This is a genomic window from Streptomyces sp. CB03238 (assembly GCF_002099185.1).
Taxonomy (GTDB): domain Bacteria; phylum Actinomycetota; class Actinomycetes; order Streptomycetales; family Streptomycetaceae; genus Streptomyces.
In genome coordinates this window covers 487,236-505,346 of sequence record NZ_NBCN01000001.1, presented here as the reverse complement: position 1 = coordinate 505,346, position 18,111 = coordinate 487,236, and the positions used below count along the sequence as shown (strand labels likewise).

The 18,111-nt window shown below is 71.8% G+C and carries 18 protein-coding genes and 1 pseudogene; 3 read left to right on the top strand and 16 right to left on the bottom strand.

Annotation, left to right across the window (positions count from 1 at the left end; all coding sequences use genetic code 11):
* Nucleotides 1-38: 38 nt before the first annotated feature.
* On the bottom strand, nucleotides 39-734 hold the full coding sequence (locus BKD26_RS02250) for a TerB family tellurite resistance protein (RefSeq protein WP_084895100.1): 696 nt from the start codon (nucleotides 732-734) through the stop codon (nucleotides 39-41).
* Between the two features lie 170 nt (nucleotides 735-904).
* Complete coding sequence (gene leuA / locus BKD26_RS02245; protein WP_084895098.1) at nucleotides 905-2,662, bottom strand: 2-isopropylmalate synthase; 1,758 nt, start codon at nucleotides 2,660-2,662, stop codon at nucleotides 905-907.
* Nucleotides 2,663-2,956: 294 nt separating this feature from the next.
* On the opposite strand from leuA, the pseudogene BKD26_RS02240 reads away from it, so the two are divergent.
* A pseudogene (locus BKD26_RS02240) lies at nucleotides 2,957-4,022 on the top strand (M4 family metallopeptidase).
* A gap of 9 nt (nucleotides 4,023-4,031) precedes the next feature.
* Complete coding sequence (locus BKD26_RS02235; RefSeq protein WP_084895096.1) at nucleotides 4,032-4,298, top strand: protealysin inhibitor emfourin; 267 nt, start codon at nucleotides 4,032-4,034, stop codon at nucleotides 4,296-4,298.
* A gap of 13 nt (nucleotides 4,299-4,311) precedes the next feature.
* On the opposite strand, the gene era is transcribed toward BKD26_RS02235, so the two are convergent.
* The 9 genes from era to BKD26_RS02190 all read right to left on the bottom strand — a co-directional run bounded on the left by era (nucleotide 4,312) and on the right by BKD26_RS02190 (nucleotide 11,278).
* Nucleotides 4,312-5,262 (bottom strand): GTPase Era, encoded by a 951-nt coding sequence (gene era, locus BKD26_RS02230; protein WP_084895094.1) that lies wholly within the window; start codon nucleotides 5,260-5,262, stop codon nucleotides 4,312-4,314.
* Nucleotides 5,240-5,479 carry a hypothetical protein gene (locus BKD26_RS40055; RefSeq protein WP_179166372.1) on the bottom strand — a complete coding sequence of 80 codons (240 nt, stop codon included), beginning with the start codon at nucleotides 5,477-5,479 and terminating at the stop codon, nucleotides 5,240-5,242. The genes era and BKD26_RS40055 overlap by 23 nt, the downstream gene beginning before the upstream one ends.
* 197 nt (nucleotides 5,480-5,676) lie before the next feature.
* Nucleotides 5,677-6,033: a hypothetical protein gene (locus BKD26_RS02220; protein WP_084895090.1), complete on the bottom strand. Its 357-nt coding sequence runs from the start codon at nucleotides 6,031-6,033 to the stop codon at nucleotides 5,677-5,679.
* A gap of 27 nt (nucleotides 6,034-6,060) precedes the next feature.
* On the bottom strand, nucleotides 6,061-6,768 hold the full coding sequence (locus BKD26_RS02215; RefSeq protein ID WP_084895088.1) for a hypothetical protein: 708 nt from the start codon (nucleotides 6,766-6,768) through the stop codon (nucleotides 6,061-6,063).
* 148 nt (nucleotides 6,769-6,916) lie between these two features.
* Nucleotides 6,917-7,270 carry an MmcQ/YjbR family DNA-binding protein gene (locus BKD26_RS02210; RefSeq protein WP_084895086.1) on the bottom strand — a complete coding sequence of 118 codons (354 nt, stop codon included), beginning with the start codon at nucleotides 7,268-7,270 and terminating at the stop codon, nucleotides 6,917-6,919.
* Nucleotides 7,267-8,538 (bottom strand): hemolysin family protein, encoded by a 1,272-nt coding sequence (locus tag BKD26_RS02205; RefSeq protein ID WP_084895084.1) that lies wholly within the window; start codon nucleotides 8,536-8,538, stop codon nucleotides 7,267-7,269. The genes BKD26_RS02210 and BKD26_RS02205 overlap by 4 nt, the downstream gene beginning before the upstream one ends.
* A complete protein-coding gene (gene ybeY / locus BKD26_RS02200) occupies nucleotides 8,535-9,032 on the bottom strand; it encodes an rRNA maturation RNase YbeY (protein WP_073751379.1) in 498 nt (165 codons plus the stop codon). The genes BKD26_RS02205 and ybeY overlap by 4 nt, the downstream gene beginning before the upstream one ends.
* Before the next feature lie 12 nt (nucleotides 9,033-9,044).
* Nucleotides 9,045-10,040 (bottom strand): PhoH family protein, encoded by a 996-nt coding sequence (locus BKD26_RS02195; RefSeq protein ID WP_084895082.1) that lies wholly within the window; start codon nucleotides 10,038-10,040, stop codon nucleotides 9,045-9,047.
* A 119-nt stretch (nucleotides 10,041-10,159) separates the two neighbouring features.
* Nucleotides 10,160-11,278, bottom strand: coding sequence for a PfkB family carbohydrate kinase (locus tag BKD26_RS02190; protein WP_084895080.1), 1,119 nt, complete (start codon nucleotides 11,276-11,278; stop codon nucleotides 10,160-10,162).
* Between the two features lie 266 nt (nucleotides 11,279-11,544).
* Here BKD26_RS02190 and BKD26_RS02185 point away from each other — a divergent pair, with 266 nt between their 5' ends.
* Nucleotides 11,545-12,870 (top strand): MFS transporter, encoded by a 1,326-nt coding sequence (locus tag BKD26_RS02185; RefSeq protein WP_084895078.1) that lies wholly within the window; start codon nucleotides 11,545-11,547, stop codon nucleotides 12,868-12,870.
* 464 nt (nucleotides 12,871-13,334) lie between these two features.
* Here BKD26_RS02185 and BKD26_RS02180 read toward each other — a convergent pair whose 3' ends face one another.
* The 5 genes from BKD26_RS02180 to BKD26_RS02160 are packed head-to-tail and all read right to left on the bottom strand — an operon-like array spanning nucleotide 13,335 to nucleotide 18,076.
* Complete coding sequence (locus BKD26_RS02180) at nucleotides 13,335-14,339, bottom strand: adenosine deaminase (protein ID WP_084895076.1); 1,005 nt, start codon at nucleotides 14,337-14,339, stop codon at nucleotides 13,335-13,337.
* 24 nt (nucleotides 14,340-14,363) lie between these two features.
* Nucleotides 14,364-15,269: a ribonuclease Z gene (locus BKD26_RS02175; protein ID WP_084895074.1), complete on the bottom strand. Its 906-nt coding sequence runs from the start codon at nucleotides 15,267-15,269 to the stop codon at nucleotides 14,364-14,366.
* Between the two features lie 10 nt (nucleotides 15,270-15,279).
* The gene (locus BKD26_RS02170) at nucleotides 15,280-15,639 is read right to left on the bottom strand and encodes a histidine triad nucleotide-binding protein (protein ID WP_084895072.1); all 360 of its coding nucleotides are present in this window, start codon (nucleotides 15,637-15,639) and stop codon (nucleotides 15,280-15,282) included.
* Between the two features lie 53 nt (nucleotides 15,640-15,692).
* Nucleotides 15,693-16,811: a tetratricopeptide repeat protein gene (locus BKD26_RS02165; protein WP_241518498.1), complete on the bottom strand. Its 1,119-nt coding sequence runs from the start codon at nucleotides 16,809-16,811 to the stop codon at nucleotides 15,693-15,695.
* Nucleotides 16,808-18,076: an ATP-binding protein gene (locus BKD26_RS02160; protein WP_084895070.1), complete on the bottom strand. Its 1,269-nt coding sequence runs from the start codon at nucleotides 18,074-18,076 to the stop codon at nucleotides 16,808-16,810. The genes BKD26_RS02165 and BKD26_RS02160 overlap by 4 nt, the downstream gene beginning before the upstream one ends.
* Nucleotides 18,077-18,111 lie beyond the last annotated feature (35 nt).

The window sequence follows — 18,111 nt, the reverse complement described above, 5'->3', positions numbered from 1 at the left end:
TCCGCGCGGCCGCCACGGCGACACGCCCGGACGGGGGCCTAGAAGGGCGCCCGCGCCGCTTCCATCAGGCGGGCGGTGTCGTCGGCGCGGAGGTGCAGGGCGTTGCCGACGGTGAGGAGCACGTCCCGTTCGGCGGTGGTGTACGCCCCGTCGGCGAGGGCGATGCGGGCGCCTTGCAGCAGGATCGATTCGCGGCCGGCGGGCGCGAGGTGCGGGGTGAGCGGTTCGAGTGCCTCGTGCAGTTCGATGGCGAGGGCGGCGCCGCACGGGGTGCCGGTGTCGGCGACGAAGCGGCCGGTGTCGGCCTCCAGGGCCTCGATGAGCGCGGTGAGGCTGTCGGCGGTGCAGTCCTCGTACCCGGCGGCGCGGACGGCGGAGACGGCGGTCTGGAGGACGGGGCGCGAGGAGACTCCGCCCGCCGCGAGGACTGCGAGGGCGACGGTGTGCACGGCGTCGCGGAGCATGGCGGAGAAGCGGGCGGTGGTGGGGTGGTCCAGGGTGTCGGTGCCGAAGTGGGTGTGGCAGGCGGCGCATTCGACGACCGGTCCTGCCAGGCCGCGCGGCAGCAGCGGAACGCCGAAGAGCGTGAGGCGTCGGCGGCCGGTGCGGCGCCGGTAGTTGCGGTCTCCGCCGCACCCGGGGCAGAAGAACTGGCCGTCGCCGACGGTGTTCCACGAGGTGGAAATGGAGCAGATACGCACTCTTCGCCCGCGTGATCCTCGTGCTGGCAGCACGTCGCACCTCCAGAACGCCTCGGCCACCTTGCCGCGTTGGCGTGATGTTAGCCACATCGGTGATGTCGCGTCAGTACCCCGGCGTGAGATCGCCACGGACATGGCTGAACCCCGCCCTCCGGAAGGCTCCGGAAAGTTTCCGGGAAGGGCGGGGTTCAGCGGGAGCCGGGTCAGCGCGCCGCGCGGTTCACGGCGGAGATGACGGCCTTCAGCGAGGCGCGGGTGGTGTTGGCGTCGATGCCGATGCCCCACAGCACCTTGCCGTCGATGGCGCATTCGATGTACGAGGCGGCCTGCGCGGACGCGCCCTCGCTCATCGTGTGCTCCTGGTAGTCCAGCAGGCGGGCGTCGATGCCGATGGCCTGCAGGGCGGCGAAGAAGGCCGAGATCGGACCGTTGCCGGTGCCGGTCAGGAGGGTGTCGGCGCCGTCGACGACGGCCTCGACGGTCAGCGTGTCCGTGCCGTCCTTGTCGGTGGTGGTCTGCCCGGAACGCAGCTGGATGCGGCCCCACGGGTTGTCCGGGTTCGGCAGGTACTCGTCCTGGAAGACCGACCAGATGTCCTTCGGCGTGACCTCGCCGCCCTCGGCGTCGGTCTTGGCCTGGATGATCTTCGAGAACTCGATCTGCATGCGGCGCGGCAGGTCCAGCTTGTGGTCGTTCTTCAGGACGTACGCGATGCCGCCCTTGCCGGACTGCGAGTTGACGCGGATGACCGCCTCGTAGGACCGGCCGACGTCCTTGGGGTCGATCGGCAGGTACGGCACGGCCCACTCGATGTCGTCGACCGTCTTGCCGGCGGCGGCCGCGGTGGCCTCCATGGCGTCGAAGCCCTTCTTGATGGCGTCCTGGTGGGAGCCGGAGAAGGCGGTGTAGACCAGGTCGCCCGCGTAGGGGTGGCGCGGGTGGACCTCCATCTGGTTGCAGTACTCGCTCGTACGCCTGATCTCGTCGATCTGCGAGAAGTCGATCTGCGGGTCCACGCCCTGCGAGAACAGGTTCATGCCCAGCGTCACCAGGTCGACGTTGCCGGTCCGCTCGCCCTGCCCGAACAGGCAGCCCTCGATGCGGTCCGCGCCGGCCATGATGGCCAGCTCGGCCGCCGCCACCGCCGTACCGCGGTCGTTGTGGGGGTGGACGGACAGGCAGACGTGCTCGCGGCGGGACAGGTTGCGGGACATCCACTCGAACCGGTCCGCGTGGGTGGAGGGCGTCGAGCGCTCCACGGTGGCGGGCAGGTTCAGGATGATCTCGCGGCCCTCCTCGGGCTGCCAGACGTCCATGACGCCCTCGCAGACCTCCAGGGCGAAGTCCAGCTCGGTGTCGGTGAAGATCTCCGGGCTGTACTGGTAGCCGAAGGTCGTCTCGTCGCCCAGCAGCTTGTCGGCGTACTCCATCACCAGCCGCGTGCCGTCGACGGCGATCTGCTTGACCTGCTCCTTGGAGCCGCGGAAGACGACCCGGCGGAAGACGGGCGCGGTGGCGTTGTACAGGTGGACGGTGGCCCGGTGGGCGCCGCGCAGCGACTCGACGGTGCGCTCGATCAGCTCCTCGCGCGCCTGCGTCAGGACGGAGATCGTCACGTCCTCGGGGATGGCGCCCTCTTCGATGATGGAGCGTACGAAGTTGAAGTCGGTCTCGCCGGAGGACGGGAAGCCGACCTCGATCTCCTTGTAGCCCATGCGTACCAGCAGGTCGAACATCTCGCGCTTGCGGGCGGGGCTCATGGGGTCGATCAGCGCCTGGTTGCCGTCCCGCAGGTCGGTGGACAGCCAGCGCGGCGCCTTGGTGATGCGCTTGTCCGGCCAGGTGCGGTCGGGGATGTCGACGGCGTCGTACTGGCCGTACTTGTGGATCGGCATCCCGGACGGCTTCTGGGTGTGCGTCGCGTTGGTGATGGGCGTGGGGCGGCCAACGGGCTGGGACATGCGTAGGGCTCCTCGGTTGTCCTTGAACGGGACGGCCGACTGGGTCGAAGCAGCACCAGACTCCGCGGGGAGGGGGTCGGCCTACGACTACAGGCCCTCGCCGCGGCAGCTAAGAAGAAGCAGCCCGAAACGCATGATGCGAAGAAGCCTAGCCGAGCAACACCGTGAGTGGAGGTGCCGTTCCAGTATGCGGGATTCGGCGCGGCAACCGTCATACAGTGACCTATCACTCCTTTTCAGGAATCCTCGTCGCAGCTGGTGACAGGTCAGTGACAGGCTGCCACATTGCGGAATATGACTGCCACACCTTCCGTGTTCTGCACGATCGTCCCCCCACACCTGCTCGACCAGCTGTCCCGTGCCGCGGACCCGGTCATCGCCGCGGCCGCCCGCCGCACCCTCGTCCAGGACGCCGCCAACCGCACCGCCCGCCGCCTGACCACGGTCGTCGGCGCCGCCCCCGTGCCCCGGGCGGCGGACGCGCCCGCCGACAAGCCCAAGCGCACCATCCACGACTCCCAGCACAAGACCACGCTGCCGGGCACGAAGGTGCGTGGCGAGGGCGAGAAGCCGACGAAGGACGCGACCGTCAACCGCGCGTACGCCGGCCTGGGGCGCGACGTTCGAGCTGTTCCGCGACGCGTACCGGCGCAACTCGATCGACGGGTCCGGGCTGCCGCTGGACGCGACCGTCCACTACGACCGGGACTACAACAACGCCTTCTGGAACGGCGACCAGATGGTGTTCGGCGACGGGGACGGCAAGATCTTCCTCGACTTCACCATCGCGGTGGACGTCATCGGCCACGAGCTGGCCCACGGGGTCACGCAGTACACGGCGAACCTGGCGTACTTCGGCCAGCCCGGCGCGCTCAACGAGTCGATGTCGGACGTCTTCGGCTCGCTGGTCAAGCAGAAGGCGCTGGGGCAGAGCGCGGACCAGGCCGACTGGCTGATCGGCGCCGGGCTGCTGGCGCCGGAGGTGCAGGGCGTGGCGCTGCGGTCGATGAAGGCCCCGGGGACGGCGTACGACGACGACGTCCTCGGCAAGGACCCGCAGCCCGCGAAGATGGCGGACTACGTGCACACGGGCGCCGACAACGGCGGCGTGCACATCAACTCCGGCATCCCGAACCACGCCTTCTACCTGTTCGCCAAGGAGCTGGGCGGCAACGCCTGGGAGCGGGCCGGCCAGGTCTGGTACGACGTGCTGACGGGCGGGCGCCTGGCGGTGGACGCGGAGTTCGCCGACTTCTCGCGGCTGACGGTGGCGGCGGTGCGCGAGCGGTTCGGGGCGGGCGGCGCGGAGGACGACGCGGTGGTGAAGGCCTGGTCGACGGTGGGGCTGCCGACGGAGTAGACAGGGCCCATGCGTATTCGGGTCATCCGTACGGGCGGGTTCGCGGGCATCGAGCGGCGGGCCGAGGTGGACACCTCGGGGCTGCTCGACGCCCACGACTGGCACGCCCTGGCCGAGTCGGCACTGAAGGACGGGCACGAGCAACGGCCGGTGGGCGTGCCGGACGGGTTCGGTTACGAGATCACGGCCGACGACCGGACGGTGTACTGCGCCGACCCCGGGCTGACGGACGCGCAGCGGGAGCTGGTCGCGCGGGTGCTCAGGGAAGGCGCGTAGCCACCGGGACGGGCTAGAAGCCGAGCTTCCGCAGCTGCTTGGGGTCGCGCTGCCAGTCCTTGGCGACCTTCACATGCAGGTCCAGGAAGACCGGCGTACCGAGCAGCGCCTCGATGTGCTTGCGCGACTTGGTGCCGACTTCCTTCAGGCGCTGGCCCTTGGGGCCGATGATGATGCCCTTCTGGCTGGGGCGCTCGATGTAGACGTTGGCGTGGATGTCCAGCAGCGGCTTGTCCGCCGGGCGGTTCTCGCGCGGGATCATCTCCTCGACGACCACCGCGATCGAGTGCGGCAGCTCGTCCCGTACGCCTTCCAGCGCGGCCTCGCGGATCAGCTCGGCGACCATCACCTGCTCCGGCTCGTCGGTGAGGTCGCCCTCCGGGTAGAGCGGCGGGCTCTCGGGGAGGAGCGGGATCAGCAGGTCGGCCACGAGCTGGACCTGCTTGTCGCCGACCGCCGAGACGGGGACGATCTCCTGCCACTCCATGCCCAGCTCCCTGCCGAGCTGGTCGATGGCGATGAGCTGCTCGGCGAGGGTCTTGGAGTCGACCAGGTCGGTCTTGGTGACGATCGCGACCTTCGGCGTCTTCTTGATCTCGGCCAGTTCCTTGGCGATGAACCGGTCGCCGGGGCCGAGCTTCTCGTTGGCGGGCAGGCAGAAGCCGATCACGTCGACCTCGGCCCACGTGGTGCGCACGACGTCGTTGAGCCGCTCGCCCAGCAGGGTGCGCGGCTTGTGCAGGCCCGGGGTGTCGACCAGGATCAGCTGCGCGTCCGGGCGGTGCACGATGCCGCGCACGGTGTGCCGGGTGGTCTGGGGCCGGTTGGAGGTGATCGCCACCTTCTGGCCGACCAGAGCGTTCGTGAGGGTGGACTTGCCCGCGTTGGGGCGGCCGACGAAGCAGGCGAAACCGGCCCGGTGGGCGGTTTCGGTTTCTGGGTTACGAGCGCTCATGGGGGCCATTCTCCCCGATGCGCGCACCGCTCACGTACCGCGGCCCTTTCCGCCGGCCTTTCCGTACGGCCAGGGCGATCACCGCGACGACGGCGTAGAGGACGACGAGGACGCCCAGGACGAGGTCCAGCCAGTCGACCGCCTCGCCGCGTACGAGCGCCGTGGCGGCCGGGACACCCACGGCGAGCCCGGCCGCGACCAGCAGCACGCAGGCCGCGGCCCGCACCGCCCCGCGCGGCGGCCGGGCGAGATGTCTTCAGCAGGTCGGCCGCCACCCACAGCACGAGCAGCAGCGGGGCCGCGCGGTACGGCCGCGGGCGGCCCTCGACGACCCAGTCGACGGCGTTGACGGCGACGCCGATGGCGCCGACCGCCAGCACGAGCCGGGCGTGGGTCAGCGCCCGGCCTCCCCCGTACCGAGCATCAGCCTGCGCTGACCGTGGCGCGCAGCTCGCCGTCGGGGCCGGCCACCAGCACGGGGGTGGCCGGTCCGCCCAGGTCGCGGACGGCGGCGCGGTCCGAGTCCGAGGCGGCCTCGGACTCGGTGACGACGGCCGCCGCCTCCAGCGACTTCGCGCCGCTGGCCACGGCCATCGCCACCGCCGTCTGCAGCGCGCTGAGGTTCAGCGACTCCAGGGCGACGGTCCCGGCGACGTACGTACGCCCGGTCTCGTCCCGTACCGCCGCGCCCTCGGGCACACCGTTACGGGCACGGGCGCTGCGCGCCAGGGTGATGATCTTGCGGTCCTCGGGGCCGAGGTCGGCTGTCGTCTGCGTCATGCCCCGAGGATAAGTCCGCGATCAGCGTCAGCTCTGGGCGGCCTTGACGAACTTGTCGCCGCCGCGCTTGGCGAGGTCGGCGAATGCCTTGTGGCCCTCACCGTTCATCGGGACGTAGGCGAGCCGCATGACGCCGGTGCCCTGCTGGGCGATGAGGACGTCGGACTCGATCTTCATCTTGAGCTCGGCGATCTCCATGGTCAGGCGGACGCCCGTGGACGACTCGCCGGCCTTGGCGGTGGGAAGGACGGCGGCCTTGACCGGAACCTTCTGGCCGTCCTGCACGAGGGTGAAGGTGGCGCAGGCACCGACGGCGGTCTCGACGCTCTTGACGAAGTCGGCGGCGCCGGAGCCCGGCATGCTGAAGATCTGCTGCGCGAGCAGGCTGGTGCCGTCGGCGCTGCCGAACTCCTGGTTGCCACCCATGGTCGCGCCGTCGATCTTGTCGGACATGACCTGGGCGAGCGGCGCGCACTCGGGCTTCTCGGCCTTGGACTGGTCGCTCGTGCTGGGGGCGCTCTCCGCCTTCCAGCCGGCCGGCAGGTCCTTGGCCTCCAGGATGCCCGCCTTCATCTGGGCGGCGGTCAGCGGTGCGGCCGCCGGCTTCTCGGCGGTCTTGTCCTTGCCCTTGGCGTCGTCGCCGCCCTTGTCGGACGAGCCTCCGCACGCGGCGGTGAAGGTGAGCGCGGAAACGGTGAGCGCGACGGCGACGCCGCGACGTATGCGAGTACGCATGAAGGTGTTTCTCCCCTTGGGATGTGGATGTTCCCGGGGAGTGCTGTGGTTCCCCCCTCCCCGCCATGATCGGCCGCGCTGAGGATACACACAGTGGACGCACAGGCTCCTCCCGATTACCGGGCTGAGCCCGCCGGCGGGGCCAGGGCTAGGGGCGGTCCAGGCGGAGGCGGGTCGCTTTGGGGAGGCCCGCGACTACCAAGTCGTAGGAGTCCTCGATCAGTTCGCGGACCAGGCGGTCGGGGAGGCCGGAGACCGTGACCGTGTTCCAGTGGCGTTTGTTCATGTGCCAGCAGGGCGCGATCGACGGGTGCTCCGCACGCAGCCGGAGGGCGATCTCGGGGTCGCACTTGAGGTTGACCCGCAGCGGGCGGGCGTCCAGGGACGCGAGGGCGAACATCTTGCCCGCGACCTTGAAGACCGAGGCCTCCGGGCCGAACGGGAAGTCCTCCACCGCGTCGTTGAAGGCGAGGCAGAACGTCCGCAGCTGGTCAGGGGTCATGCCACCGGCTCCGCCACCACGGTGACGATCTTGTTGCGGCGGCCCGCCGGGGACTCGGCCGTCAGGCGCAGGGACCGGCCGTCCGGCAGGTCGACCACCGCCGACGCGCCGGCGATCGGGACCCGGCCGAGGGCTTTGGCGAGGAGTCCGCCGACCGTCTCGACGTCCTCGTCGTCGTACTCGTCGAGGCCGAACAGCTCGCCCAGGTCGCCGATGTCGAGGCGGGCCGTGACCCGGTAGCGGCCCTCGCCCAGCTCCTCGACGGGCGGCAGTTCCCGGTCGTACTCGTCGGTGATCTCGCCGACGATCTCCTCCAGGATGTCCTCGATCGTGACGATGCCGGCCGTGCCGCCGTACTCGTCGATGACGACGGCGCAGTGGTTGCGTTCCTTCTGCATCTCGCGCAGCAGGTCGCCGGCGTTCTTGGTGTCGGGGACGAACGTCGCGGGCCGCATGACCGTGGAGACCAGGTCGTTCTCCGCGTCGCGGTTGATGTGGGTGCGGCGCACCAGGTCCTTGAGGTAGACGATGCCGACGACGTCGTCCTCGTTGTCCCCGGTCACCGGGATGCGGGAGAAGCCGGAGCGCAGCGCCAGGGTCAGGGCCTGGCGGATGGTCTTGTACCGCTCGATGGAGACGAGGTCGGTGCGCGGGACCATCACCTCGCGTACGAGCGTGTCGCCGAGCTCGAAGACGGAGTGGACCATGCGCCGCTCGTCGTCCTCGATGAGGGACTCCTGCTCGGCGAGGTCGACCATGGCGCGCAGCTCTGCCTCGGAGGCGAAGGGGCCCTTGCGGAAGCCCTTGCCGGGCGTGAGCGCGTTGCCGATGAGGATCAGCAGCTGCGGCACCGGGCCCATGACGCGGGCCAGCGGCAGCAGGGCGTACGCGGCGGCGGTGGCGGTGTTCAGCGGGTGCTGGCGGCCGATGGTGCGGGGCGAGACGCCGACGGCGACGTACGACACCAGCACCATCACGCCTATCGCGACCAGCAGGGCCGCCCATGTGTCGTCGAACTCGTTCAGGCAGGCGTACGTGACCATGACGCCGGCCGCCATCTCGCAGGCCACCCGGACCAGCAGCGCCACATTCAGGTACCGCGTCGGGTCGGAGGCGACCTGGACCAGCTTGACGGCGCCACGCCGCCCCACCCGTACCGCCTCGGCGGCGCGGAAGGCGGAGACGCGCGCGAGGCCCGCTTCCGCGCACGCCGCCAGCCACGCGACCACGACCAGCGCGACCGCGCCGAGGATCAGTTGGGCGGTCATGAGACGGTCGGCGCCGGGGAGGGGCCGGTGAGGCCCTTCTCCGCCCGCCAGCCGTCGACGATCGCCGCCTGGAGCCCGAACATCTCGGCCTTCTCGTCCGGCTCCTCATGGTCGTACCCGAGCAGGTGCAGCACTCCGTGGACGGTGAGGAGCTGGAGCTCCTCGTCCATGGAGTGCTGCGTCGGGGCCTCCTGGCCCTGCTTGGCGGCGACCTCCGGGCAGAGCACGATGTCGCCGAGGAGGCCCTGTGGGGGCTCCTCGTCGTCCTTGGACGGCGGGCGCAGCTCGTCCATGGGGAAGGACATGACGTCCGTGGGGCCCGGCAGGTCCATCCACTGGATGTGCAGCTGCTCCATCGCCTCGGCGTCCACCACGATCACCGACAGCTCGGAGAGGGGGTGGATGCGCATCCGCGTGAGCGCGTACCGGGCGACGTCGAGGATCGCCTGCTCGTCGACCTCGGTGCCGGACTCGTTGTTGACGTCGATCGACATGGTGCTAGTGAGCTACTTCCCGTTTTGGTTGTCGTACTTCTCGTACGCGTCGACGATACGGCCGACGAGCTTGTGCCGTACGACGTCGTTCGACGTGAGCATCGAGAAGTGGACGTCGTCGACGCCGTCCAGGATCTCCCGGACCTGGCGCAGACCGCTCTTGGTGCCGCCCGGCAGGTCGATCTGGGTGATGTCGCCGGTGATGACGATCTTCGAGTCGAAGCCGAGCCGGGTGAGGAACATCTTCATCTGCTCGGGGTTCGTGTTCTGCGCCTCGTCGAGGATGATGAAGGCGTCGTTGAGTGTCCGGCCGCGCATGTACGCCAGCGGCGCGACCTCGATGGTGCCCGCCGCCATCAGTCGGGGGATCGAGTCGGGGTCGAGCATGTCGTGCAGCGCGTCGTACAGCGGCCGCAGGTACGGGTCGATCTTCTCGTAGAGCGTGCCGGGCAGGAAGCCGAGCCGCTCGCCCGCCTCGACGGCCGGCCGGGTCAGGATGATCCGGGTGACCTGCTTGGACTGCAGGGCCTGGACCGCCTTGGCCATGGCCAGGTACGTCTTGCCGGTGCCGGCGGGGCCGATGCCGAATACGACCGTGTGCTTGTCGATCGCGTCGACGTACCGCTTCTGGTTGAGCGTCTTGGGGCGGATGGTGCGGCCGCGGCTGGAGAGGATGTTCTGGGTGAGCACTTCCGACGGTGTCTCGACGGCCTTGCCCCCCGTCTCCTCCTTGAGCATCGCGATGGACCGCTCCACTGCGTCCTCCGTCATCGGCTGCCCGGTGCGGAGCACCAGCATCATCTCGTCGAACAGGCGCTGGATCAGCGCGACTTCCGCCGCGTCGCCGACCGCGCTGATCTCATTGCCGCGGACGTGGATGTCCGCGGCCGGGAACGCCTCTTCGATCACACGCAGCAGTGCGTCGCCCGAGCCGAGCACGGTCACCATGGGATGCTTCGCGGGGACCGTGAAATGGGCTCGTACCTGGTCTGTGGGTGTCTGCGTCATGGGCCGGCTCTCAGGCCTGCACATACCTCCGTTGCAGGGTTCTCGCTGCTCGACAACCTCTGGACATCCAGCCTACGTCGTGGCACTGACAACCCCGAAGGCTTTTCCCGCCGCTGGGGTCACGCGGACCGGCGGAAGCCGATCGTGGGCACGGCCCGCCGCAGCGGCCAGGGCCTGATGGGGGCGGGCAGCAGCGACTCCAGGAACGCGTACCGGCGCAAGGCCGCCGGGTCCTGGTCCGAGCAGCCCTGGACGTAGTCCCACCAGGCGGCGACCTCCACCCACCCCGGCGCGGACAGCGATCCGCCGAACTCCTGCACCGACAGGGCGGCGGTCAGCCCGGCGAAGGCGAGCCGGTCGGCGAGCGGCCACCCGGCGAGCGTGCCGGTGACGAATCCGGCGACGAACACGTCCCCGGCGCCGGTCGGGTCGAGGGCGGCGACCTCGATGGCCGGGACCTCGGCGGTCTCGCCGGTCGCGCCGTCCACGGCGTACGCGCCGTCCGAGCCGAGCGTGACGACGGCGACCGGCACCTTGTCGGCGAGCGCGCGGGCCGCGGCGCGCGGGCAGGAGGTGCGGGTGTAGCGCATCGCCTCTTCGGCGTTGGGCAGGAACGCCTCGCAGTGGTCCAGGTCCGGCAGGGCGGCCAGGTCCCAGCGGCCGGTCTCGTCCCAGCCGACGTCGGCGAAGATCCGGGTGGACTGGCGGGCGGCGTCGGTGACCCACTCCTCGGGGCGGCCGGGGGCGAGCGAGGCGACGGCGGCACGCGCGCGTGGCGGGCACGCGGGCAGGGAGCCGTCCAGGGGCGGGGCTTCGTGGCCGTGCGACACCATGGTGCGCTCGCCCTCGTACGCCATGGAGACGGTCACCGGCGAGTGCCAGCCGGGGACGGTACGCGACCGGGACAGGTCGATGCCCTCGCCCTGCTCCAGGGCGTCCCAGCAGTACTCGCCGTAGTGGTCGTCGCCGAAGGCGGCCGCCAGGGAGGTACGCAGCCCGAGCCGGGCGAGGGCGGTGGCCATATTGGCGACGCCGCCGGGGCTGGAGCCCATGCCGCGCGCCCAGGTCTCGGTGCCGCGCACGGGGGCGCTGTCCAGGCCGGTGAAGATGATGTCGAGGAAGACCGTGCCGGTGAGGAAGACGTCGTACTCGGGGTCGGCGGGCGTGCGCAGCGCGTCCAACGGGTCGATGCCGGCCGTGTGTTGCCGCTGCTGCTGCTCTCCCCTGGATGTGGTCACGGCGGGCTCCCCGGTCGCGGTACGGATCAGGACAGTGTGCCTGATTCTCGTCGTTCACGAAGGGCGTCGGCACGCTGTGGAGCAGCCGGAAAACAAGCTCTGCTACCCGCCCCCACGCCCCACAAACACCTTGTGACTCAGATCACACACTCTCGCCTTCTCGTGCGACCGGCTCGCTTGATACAAATTGGCCCGCGTTCCCGTGCACGTTCCCGTACGACACCGGGCGCCCCACCCCTTCCCCCTCTCCCTGTTCGGGAACGCCCATGCCCTCGCGCCCGCGCGCCCTGTGGCCGCTCGTCGCTGTCTTCACGGCCGGTTACCTCGCCGCGTACCTCCTGCCGACCGTCGTCGGCCGTCTCTCCGCCGGTCTCGGACTGACCCCCGCCCAGGCCGGTCTGGTCGGCTCCGGCCTCCTCCTCGGCTCCGCCGCCGCGGGCTTCACGCTCGCCTCGCGCGTCGAGCGGTACGGGCCGCGCCGACTGGCCCGCGCGGGCCTGCTGGTGGCCGTCACCGGCTACGGCTGCGCGGCGCTCACCTCGGCGGTCCCGCTGGTCGTGGCGGGCGCGGTGGCCGGCGGCTTCGGCTCCGGTACGGCGACGGCGGTCGCCGCGGCCGGGATCGCCGGGCAGCGCGATCCGCACCGCGCCTCGACGCTGGGCCTGCTGTCGGTGTCGGCCACGGCCGGCGCCCTGTACCTGACGCTTCCGCACCTGGGCGGCGGGCACGCCCTGCCGTTCGCGTCGCTCGCCCTGGTCGCGGCGGCCGTGTGGCCGGCGACGGGGCGGCTGGAGACCGGCCACGACACGGGCGAGGCCCGGGAAACGGGGGCGCCGCTGCCCCGGCTGCGGGCCGGCCTGGTGCTGGCGGGCGCGATGGTGTGCTGGTCCCTGGCGCAGAACGCCCTGTGGGGCGTCAGCGGCCGGATCGGGCTCACCCAGGCGGGCCTGAGCGAGGTGACCGTCGGCGCGGTGTTCGCGGCGGCGCTCGGCGCGGGACTGCTGGGCGTCACGGCGGCCGGCGCGCTGGGCGCCCGGCTCGGGCGGGCCGTCCCGATCGGCCTCGGTACGGTCATGATCGCCGGCTGCATCGTGCTGAGCTCCGCCGCCGAGAACCTGGCGTCCTTCGCGGTCGGCGAGATCCTGTGGAACGCCTGCTACCCGGTCGTCCTGTCGTACCTGATCGGCCTGGCCGCCTCCCTGGACCCGCGCGGCCGCTGGGCCGTCCTCGCCGGCTCGGCGTCCTCCCTGGGCGTGGCCTGCGGGCCCGTCACCGGCAGCGTGCTGTCGGAACGGGCGGGCTACCCCGGCATGGGCCTGCTGCTCGGCGCCCTCCTGGTGCTGCTCGCCGTCCCGCTGACCGCCGTGGCCCTGCACACCTCGGGCCGCCCGCTCGTCCCGGGCGCCATCCGCCGCCGCGGCGGCGCCCCCGCGGCGGTCGTCGCGGCGACCACGGGCGCGGCGGCGGGCCTGTCCGCCCCGCAGATCGGCGCCCCGGAACAGCCGGTCACCGAGTTCCCCGTCCGCGCCTTGGCCCCCCTCCTGGTCCGCCGCCGCGCCTACCGCCAGGCGGGCCCATCGGGCCACCGCTGACGAGCCCGGGCAGCTTCGCGCCGCACGGTGGTCGAGCGCCGGGGGCTTCGTCCCCGCGCCCCTTCCCGAAACCGGGGCTTCGCCCCTGACCTCAAGGGTTGTGCGCGGGGGCTGACGCCCCCCACACCCCGGGGACGCGGCGGCTTCGCGCCGCGCAGGTGCACGGGGCCTCGGCTCGGCCCCGAAGGGGGACGCGCAGTGGGTCGTGTTGGGGGCGTGAAACGACTGAGCTTACGAAGGAGAGCCCAGGACACGGCCCACGGAGCGGACCCCAACGGCACGCGTACGCGCACGGGTGACCCCGCAGGGCGCACCCCGCCGGGACGGCGACCGGCCCCGATGGTGACCGCGCCGGGCGGCGACCCCGACAGGCGCCGCCCGGCAGGGGTGACCCGCCCGGGACGGGGCGACCCCGACAGGCGCCGCCCCGGGAGGACCCGCCCGGCAGGGCGCCGCGGGCTGGGCTAGTCGAAGTCGTAGGCCTCGACCTCCGCGAGGTACCGCGACCGCCGCTCCTCGTCGTGGTCCAGGAAGGAGGCCAGGAACGAGTTGCGGGCCAGCTCGCGCAGTTGTTCCTCGCCCAGCCCCAGCGCCTCGTGCACCGCGTGGAAGGTGTCGCCGACGTAGCCGCCGAAGTACGCCGGGTCGTCGGAGTTCACGGTGACCAGCAGCCCCGCCGCCATCATCGACGGCAGCGGGTGGTCCTCCAGGACGTCGACGGCGCGCAGCCGTACGTTCGACAGCGGGCACAGCGTCAGCGGCACCCGCTCCCGTACCAGCCGCGCCACCAGCTCCTGGTCCTCCACCGCCCGCAGCCCGTGGTCGATCCGCTCGACGCCCAGGACGTCCAGGGCCTCGCGAATGTACGCGGGCGGGCCCTCCTCACCCGCGTGGGCGACCTTCCGCAGGCCGAGCGCCCCGGCCGCCGCGTACACCTCGGCGAACTTCGACGGCGGGTGGCCCACCTCCGCCGAGTCCAGGCCGACGCCCACGATGTGGTGCAGGTACGGCTTCGCGGCGTCCAGCGTCTCCATGGCCGACTCGGCCGACCGGTCACGCAGGAAGCACATGATCAGCTGCGTGGAGATGCCGTGCCGCTCCTCGCTGCGGTCCAGCGCCCGCGCCAGACCCTCGACGACCGTGCCGATGGGCACGCCCCGCTCGGTGTGCGCCTGCGGGTCGAAGAAGATCTCGGCGTGCCGTACGCCCTGCCGCGCGGCCCGCGCCAGGTACGCGTCGGCGAGGTCGGCGAAGTCGTCGGCCGTGTGCAGCACGGCCATCAGCCCGTAGTACAGGTCGAGGAACGACTGCAGGTCGCTGAAGAGGTACGCCTTGCGCAGCTCCTCGGTGTCGGCGTACGGCAGCTCGACTCCGTTGCGCGCGGCGAGCGCGAAGGCGAGCTCCGGTTCGAGGGTGCCCTCGATGTGGAGGTGCAGTTCCGCTTTGGGGAGTGCTTCGGGGAGGTGCATGGTGCGAAGCCTTACTGGGGGGCCTTACCGGCGTTTGGGGAGCGGGACGCGGACCAGGTCGTGGGCGACGGTCAGCTCACCGTCGAAGCCGGCCGCCCGCGCCTGCTGTTCGAAGAGGTCGGGGTCGCTGTAGCGCTGCGAGAAGTGGGTGAGGACGAGGTGGCGTACGCCCGCCTCGGCGGCCACCACGGCCGCCTGCCCTGCCGTCAGGTGCCCGTGGTCCTCGGCGAGCAGGGCGTCCTCGTCGAGGAACGTCGACTCGATGACCAGCATGTCGCAGCCTTCGGCGAGCGCGTACACACCGTCGCACAGCCGGGTGTCCATGACGAACGCGAACCGCTGCCCGCGCCGTACCTCGCTGACGTCCTCCAGCCGCACCCCGCCCAGCGCGCCCTCGCGCTGGAGGCGGCCCACGTCCGGGCCCTTGATGCCGTGCGCGGCGAGCCGCTCGGGCAGCATGCGGACCCCGTCGGGCTCGGTCAGCCGGTAGCCGAACGACTCGACGGGGTGCGAGAGGCGACGGGCCTCCAGCCGGTACGCGGGGGTCGTGGCGAGCACGCCGTCGGCGGCGACCGGCGCCTCGACCAGCTTCACCGTCTCGCGGTAGGCGGTGGCGTACCGCAGCCGGTCGAAGAAGCGCTGCCCGCTGGCCGGGTAGTGCGCGGTGACCGGGTGGGGGACCTGGTCGAGGTTGATGCGCTGGATCACCCCGGCGAGGCCCAGGGAGTGGTCGCCGTGGAAGTGGGTGACGCAGATGCGGTCGATGTCGTGCGCGGCGACCCCGGCGCGCAGCATCTGGCGCTGGGTGCCCTCGCCCGGGTCGAAGAGGAGGCCCTGGCCGTCCCAGCGCAGCAGGTAGCCGTTGTGGTTGCGGTGTCGGGTGGGCACCTGACTGGCGGTGCCCAGCACGACGAGTTCCCGTACGGACATGACCGGGTGACTATCCGGGAGGCCAGTTCAGGCCGCGGCCGCCCAGTACATGGGCGTGCGCGTGCCACACGGTCTGCCCGGCGCCGGTGCCGGTGTTGAAGACGATGCGGTAGCCGGTGCCGTCGACCTTCTCGTCCTCGGCGACGTGTCCGGCCTCGCACAGCACGTCCGCCGCGAGCTGCGGCGCGGCGGCGGCGAGCGCGGCGGCATCCCGGTAGTGCGCCTTGGGGATGACCAGGACGTGCGTGGGCGCCTGCGGGTTGATGTCGCGGAAGGCGACGGTCGTCTCCGACTCACGGACGATGGTGGCCGGGACCTCCCCCGCCACGATCTTGCAGAACAGACAGTCGCTCTGCGGCTCTCCGGCCATGTCCTGGTCCTTTCCTGTCACCGCTCTGTCAACGATCTACGTACGAGGGCACTCTATCGGCGGTCGGGCGCCCGTCTGTTGAGCGCCGACCGGCTGACCCAGTACGTGATGACCACGCCCCAGAACAGCGGCGCGCCGAACCCGGCGACGACCCCGGCGCCCACCGTGGGCAGCGCCAGGGTGACGAGCGAGTGCAGGCCCAGCAGTCCGACCGCCCCGGCCATCCACAGCACGGGAGGGCACCTGCGGGAGATCAGCAGCAGGGGGCGCCGCAGGCGTGGCGCCACACGCCGCCGCATCCACAGGAACCACGCGGTCCACAGCACCAGGACCACGCCGATGCCGATCAGCTCACTGGTGATCGCGCCGGATCCGCTGCCCCCGCTCCGCAGCGGGGCGGAGCCGATGCTCGCGGCCATGAACCCGCCCAGGGCGACCCAGCGGGCGCCCGCGGCGGTGCCCCAGGCCATGGCCTCCAGGTTGAAGCGGGCCTCGCGGTCGTCCAGGTCGAGCGCGGCGGAGTCGACGAACCCCTCGGCGGCCCTGGTCCACGCGCCGCGCCGGTACCAGCGGCGGCGCAGGTGCAGCAGGGACAGGTTGTTGTGCGCCTCGCTGCTCTCGGGGTTGAGGCGCAGCGCGTTCTCGTAGGCCTTCTCGGCGGTGCGGTAGTCCTTGAGCTGGTACGCGGTCAGGCCGAGCAGGAAGTGGGTGGCGTCCTCCTCGGGGCCCAGCTCGACCGAGCGGAGGGCGAGGGCGTACGCCTCGCGGCGCCGTGCCGGGTTCTCGGAGCGGGCGAGGATCGTGCCGAGCACGTGGTAGCCGCTCCAGTGGTGCGGTACGAGGGCGAGGCCGCGCCGGGCGGCGTCCTCCGCGGCCGCCCACTGCGGCCCGCCGGCCGGCCCGTGGGCCAGCAGGTCGGCGCGGAGGAACCACGCCGACGGCAGCTCGGGGTCGGCGCGCAGTGCCTCGTCGGCCAGGCGCAGTGCCTCCGCCCGGTCGCCGAGGTGGCGGCGGCAGCGGGCCAGCAGGGCGAGCGCCGGGGCGTCGTCCGGCTGCTGGGCGAGGTGCTGCGCGGTGAGGGCGGCGGCCTGCTCGTACCGGGCCAGGTCGTAGAGCGCCTCGGCCCGGTCCAGCGTCAGCGACGGGGGCTGCGGGGTGGGCGGGGTGGTCACAGCTTGCGCTTCCTCTTCAGGTACGCGAGGAGGTCGTCGTACATGCCGCCGTCGTTGGCGAACGTCGCCACATTGCGGGCGGCCGAGAACCAGGGCTCGGTGGACGGCCGTATCTGCTTGGCCGCGCCCATCAGGTCCTTCGTGTTGATCATCCGTACGGTGCCGGTGCGGGCCGAGTCCAGCAGCGCGGACTCGGCGGCGCTCTCGCAGACGTGGGCGAGGTCGGCGCCGGAGAAGTCCTCGGTGGCCTTGACGAGTTTGCCGAGGTCGACCGCTTCGATGGGCCGGTCGCGCAGGTGGTAGCGGAGGATCGCGTCCCGCGCGGCGGCGTCGGGCGGCAGGACCAGCAGTGTGCGGTCGAGGCGGCCGGGGCGGCGCAGCGCGATGTCCACGTCCCAGGGGACGTTGGTGGCGGCGAGGACGAAGACGCCGTCGTTGCTGTCGGCGGCGATGCCGTCCAGTTCGGTGAGGAGCTGGTTGACGACGTTGCGCAGCCCGCTGTGGTGGCTGCGGCTGCGCTTGGCGCCCAGGGCGTCGAGCTCGTCGAGGAAGACCACGCAGGGGGCTTGGCGGCGGGCGGTCTCGAAGATGTCGTGGACGTTCTTCTCGGAGGCGCCGATGTACATGTCGAGGATGTCGCTGAGCGAGATCGACAGGAAGTTCGCGCCGAGCTCGCCGGCGACCGCGCGGGCGATGAACGTCTTGCCGCAGCCGGGCGGCCCGTACAGCAGCAGGCCGCCGCGGAGGCTCTTGCCGTACAGCTTGCGCAGCTCGGGGTTGCGCATGGGCGCGAGGAACGCGGCCTCCAGGCGGTCCTTGACCTCCTGCATCCCGCCGACGTCCGCGAGCCGTACGCCGCCGGGCGCGTCGACGTCCCAGGCGTCGGCGTCGCCCGGGTCGTCGCCGTGGCCGTCGGCGGTGAGAGGCGCCTCGGTGCCCTCGACGAACCGGGGCGGGACGATGTCGCCGACTTCCTGCTCGGCGGCGGCCCAGTCGAAGTCCGTTGGGTTGTGCGGGGCTTGGGGGGTCGGGGCCTCCGGGGCCGGGGGCGGCGCGGGCGGCATGCCCATGGCGCGGCCCATCAAGGCGCGGGCGTCCGCGTCACCGGGTGCGTGCTGGAGGGCGACGGCCGCCTCGGTCACGGCTTCGTCGTTCCGGCCCGCCTGGAGGAGGAGTTCGGCGAGGTGCAGCCGCAGGGGGACGTCGTCGGGTGCGGCGGCGACGGCGGCGCGCAGGCTGCGGAGGAGAGGAGACTCGTCGGACATGCCGCCACCTTACGGAGCGGGTACGACAACAGGTC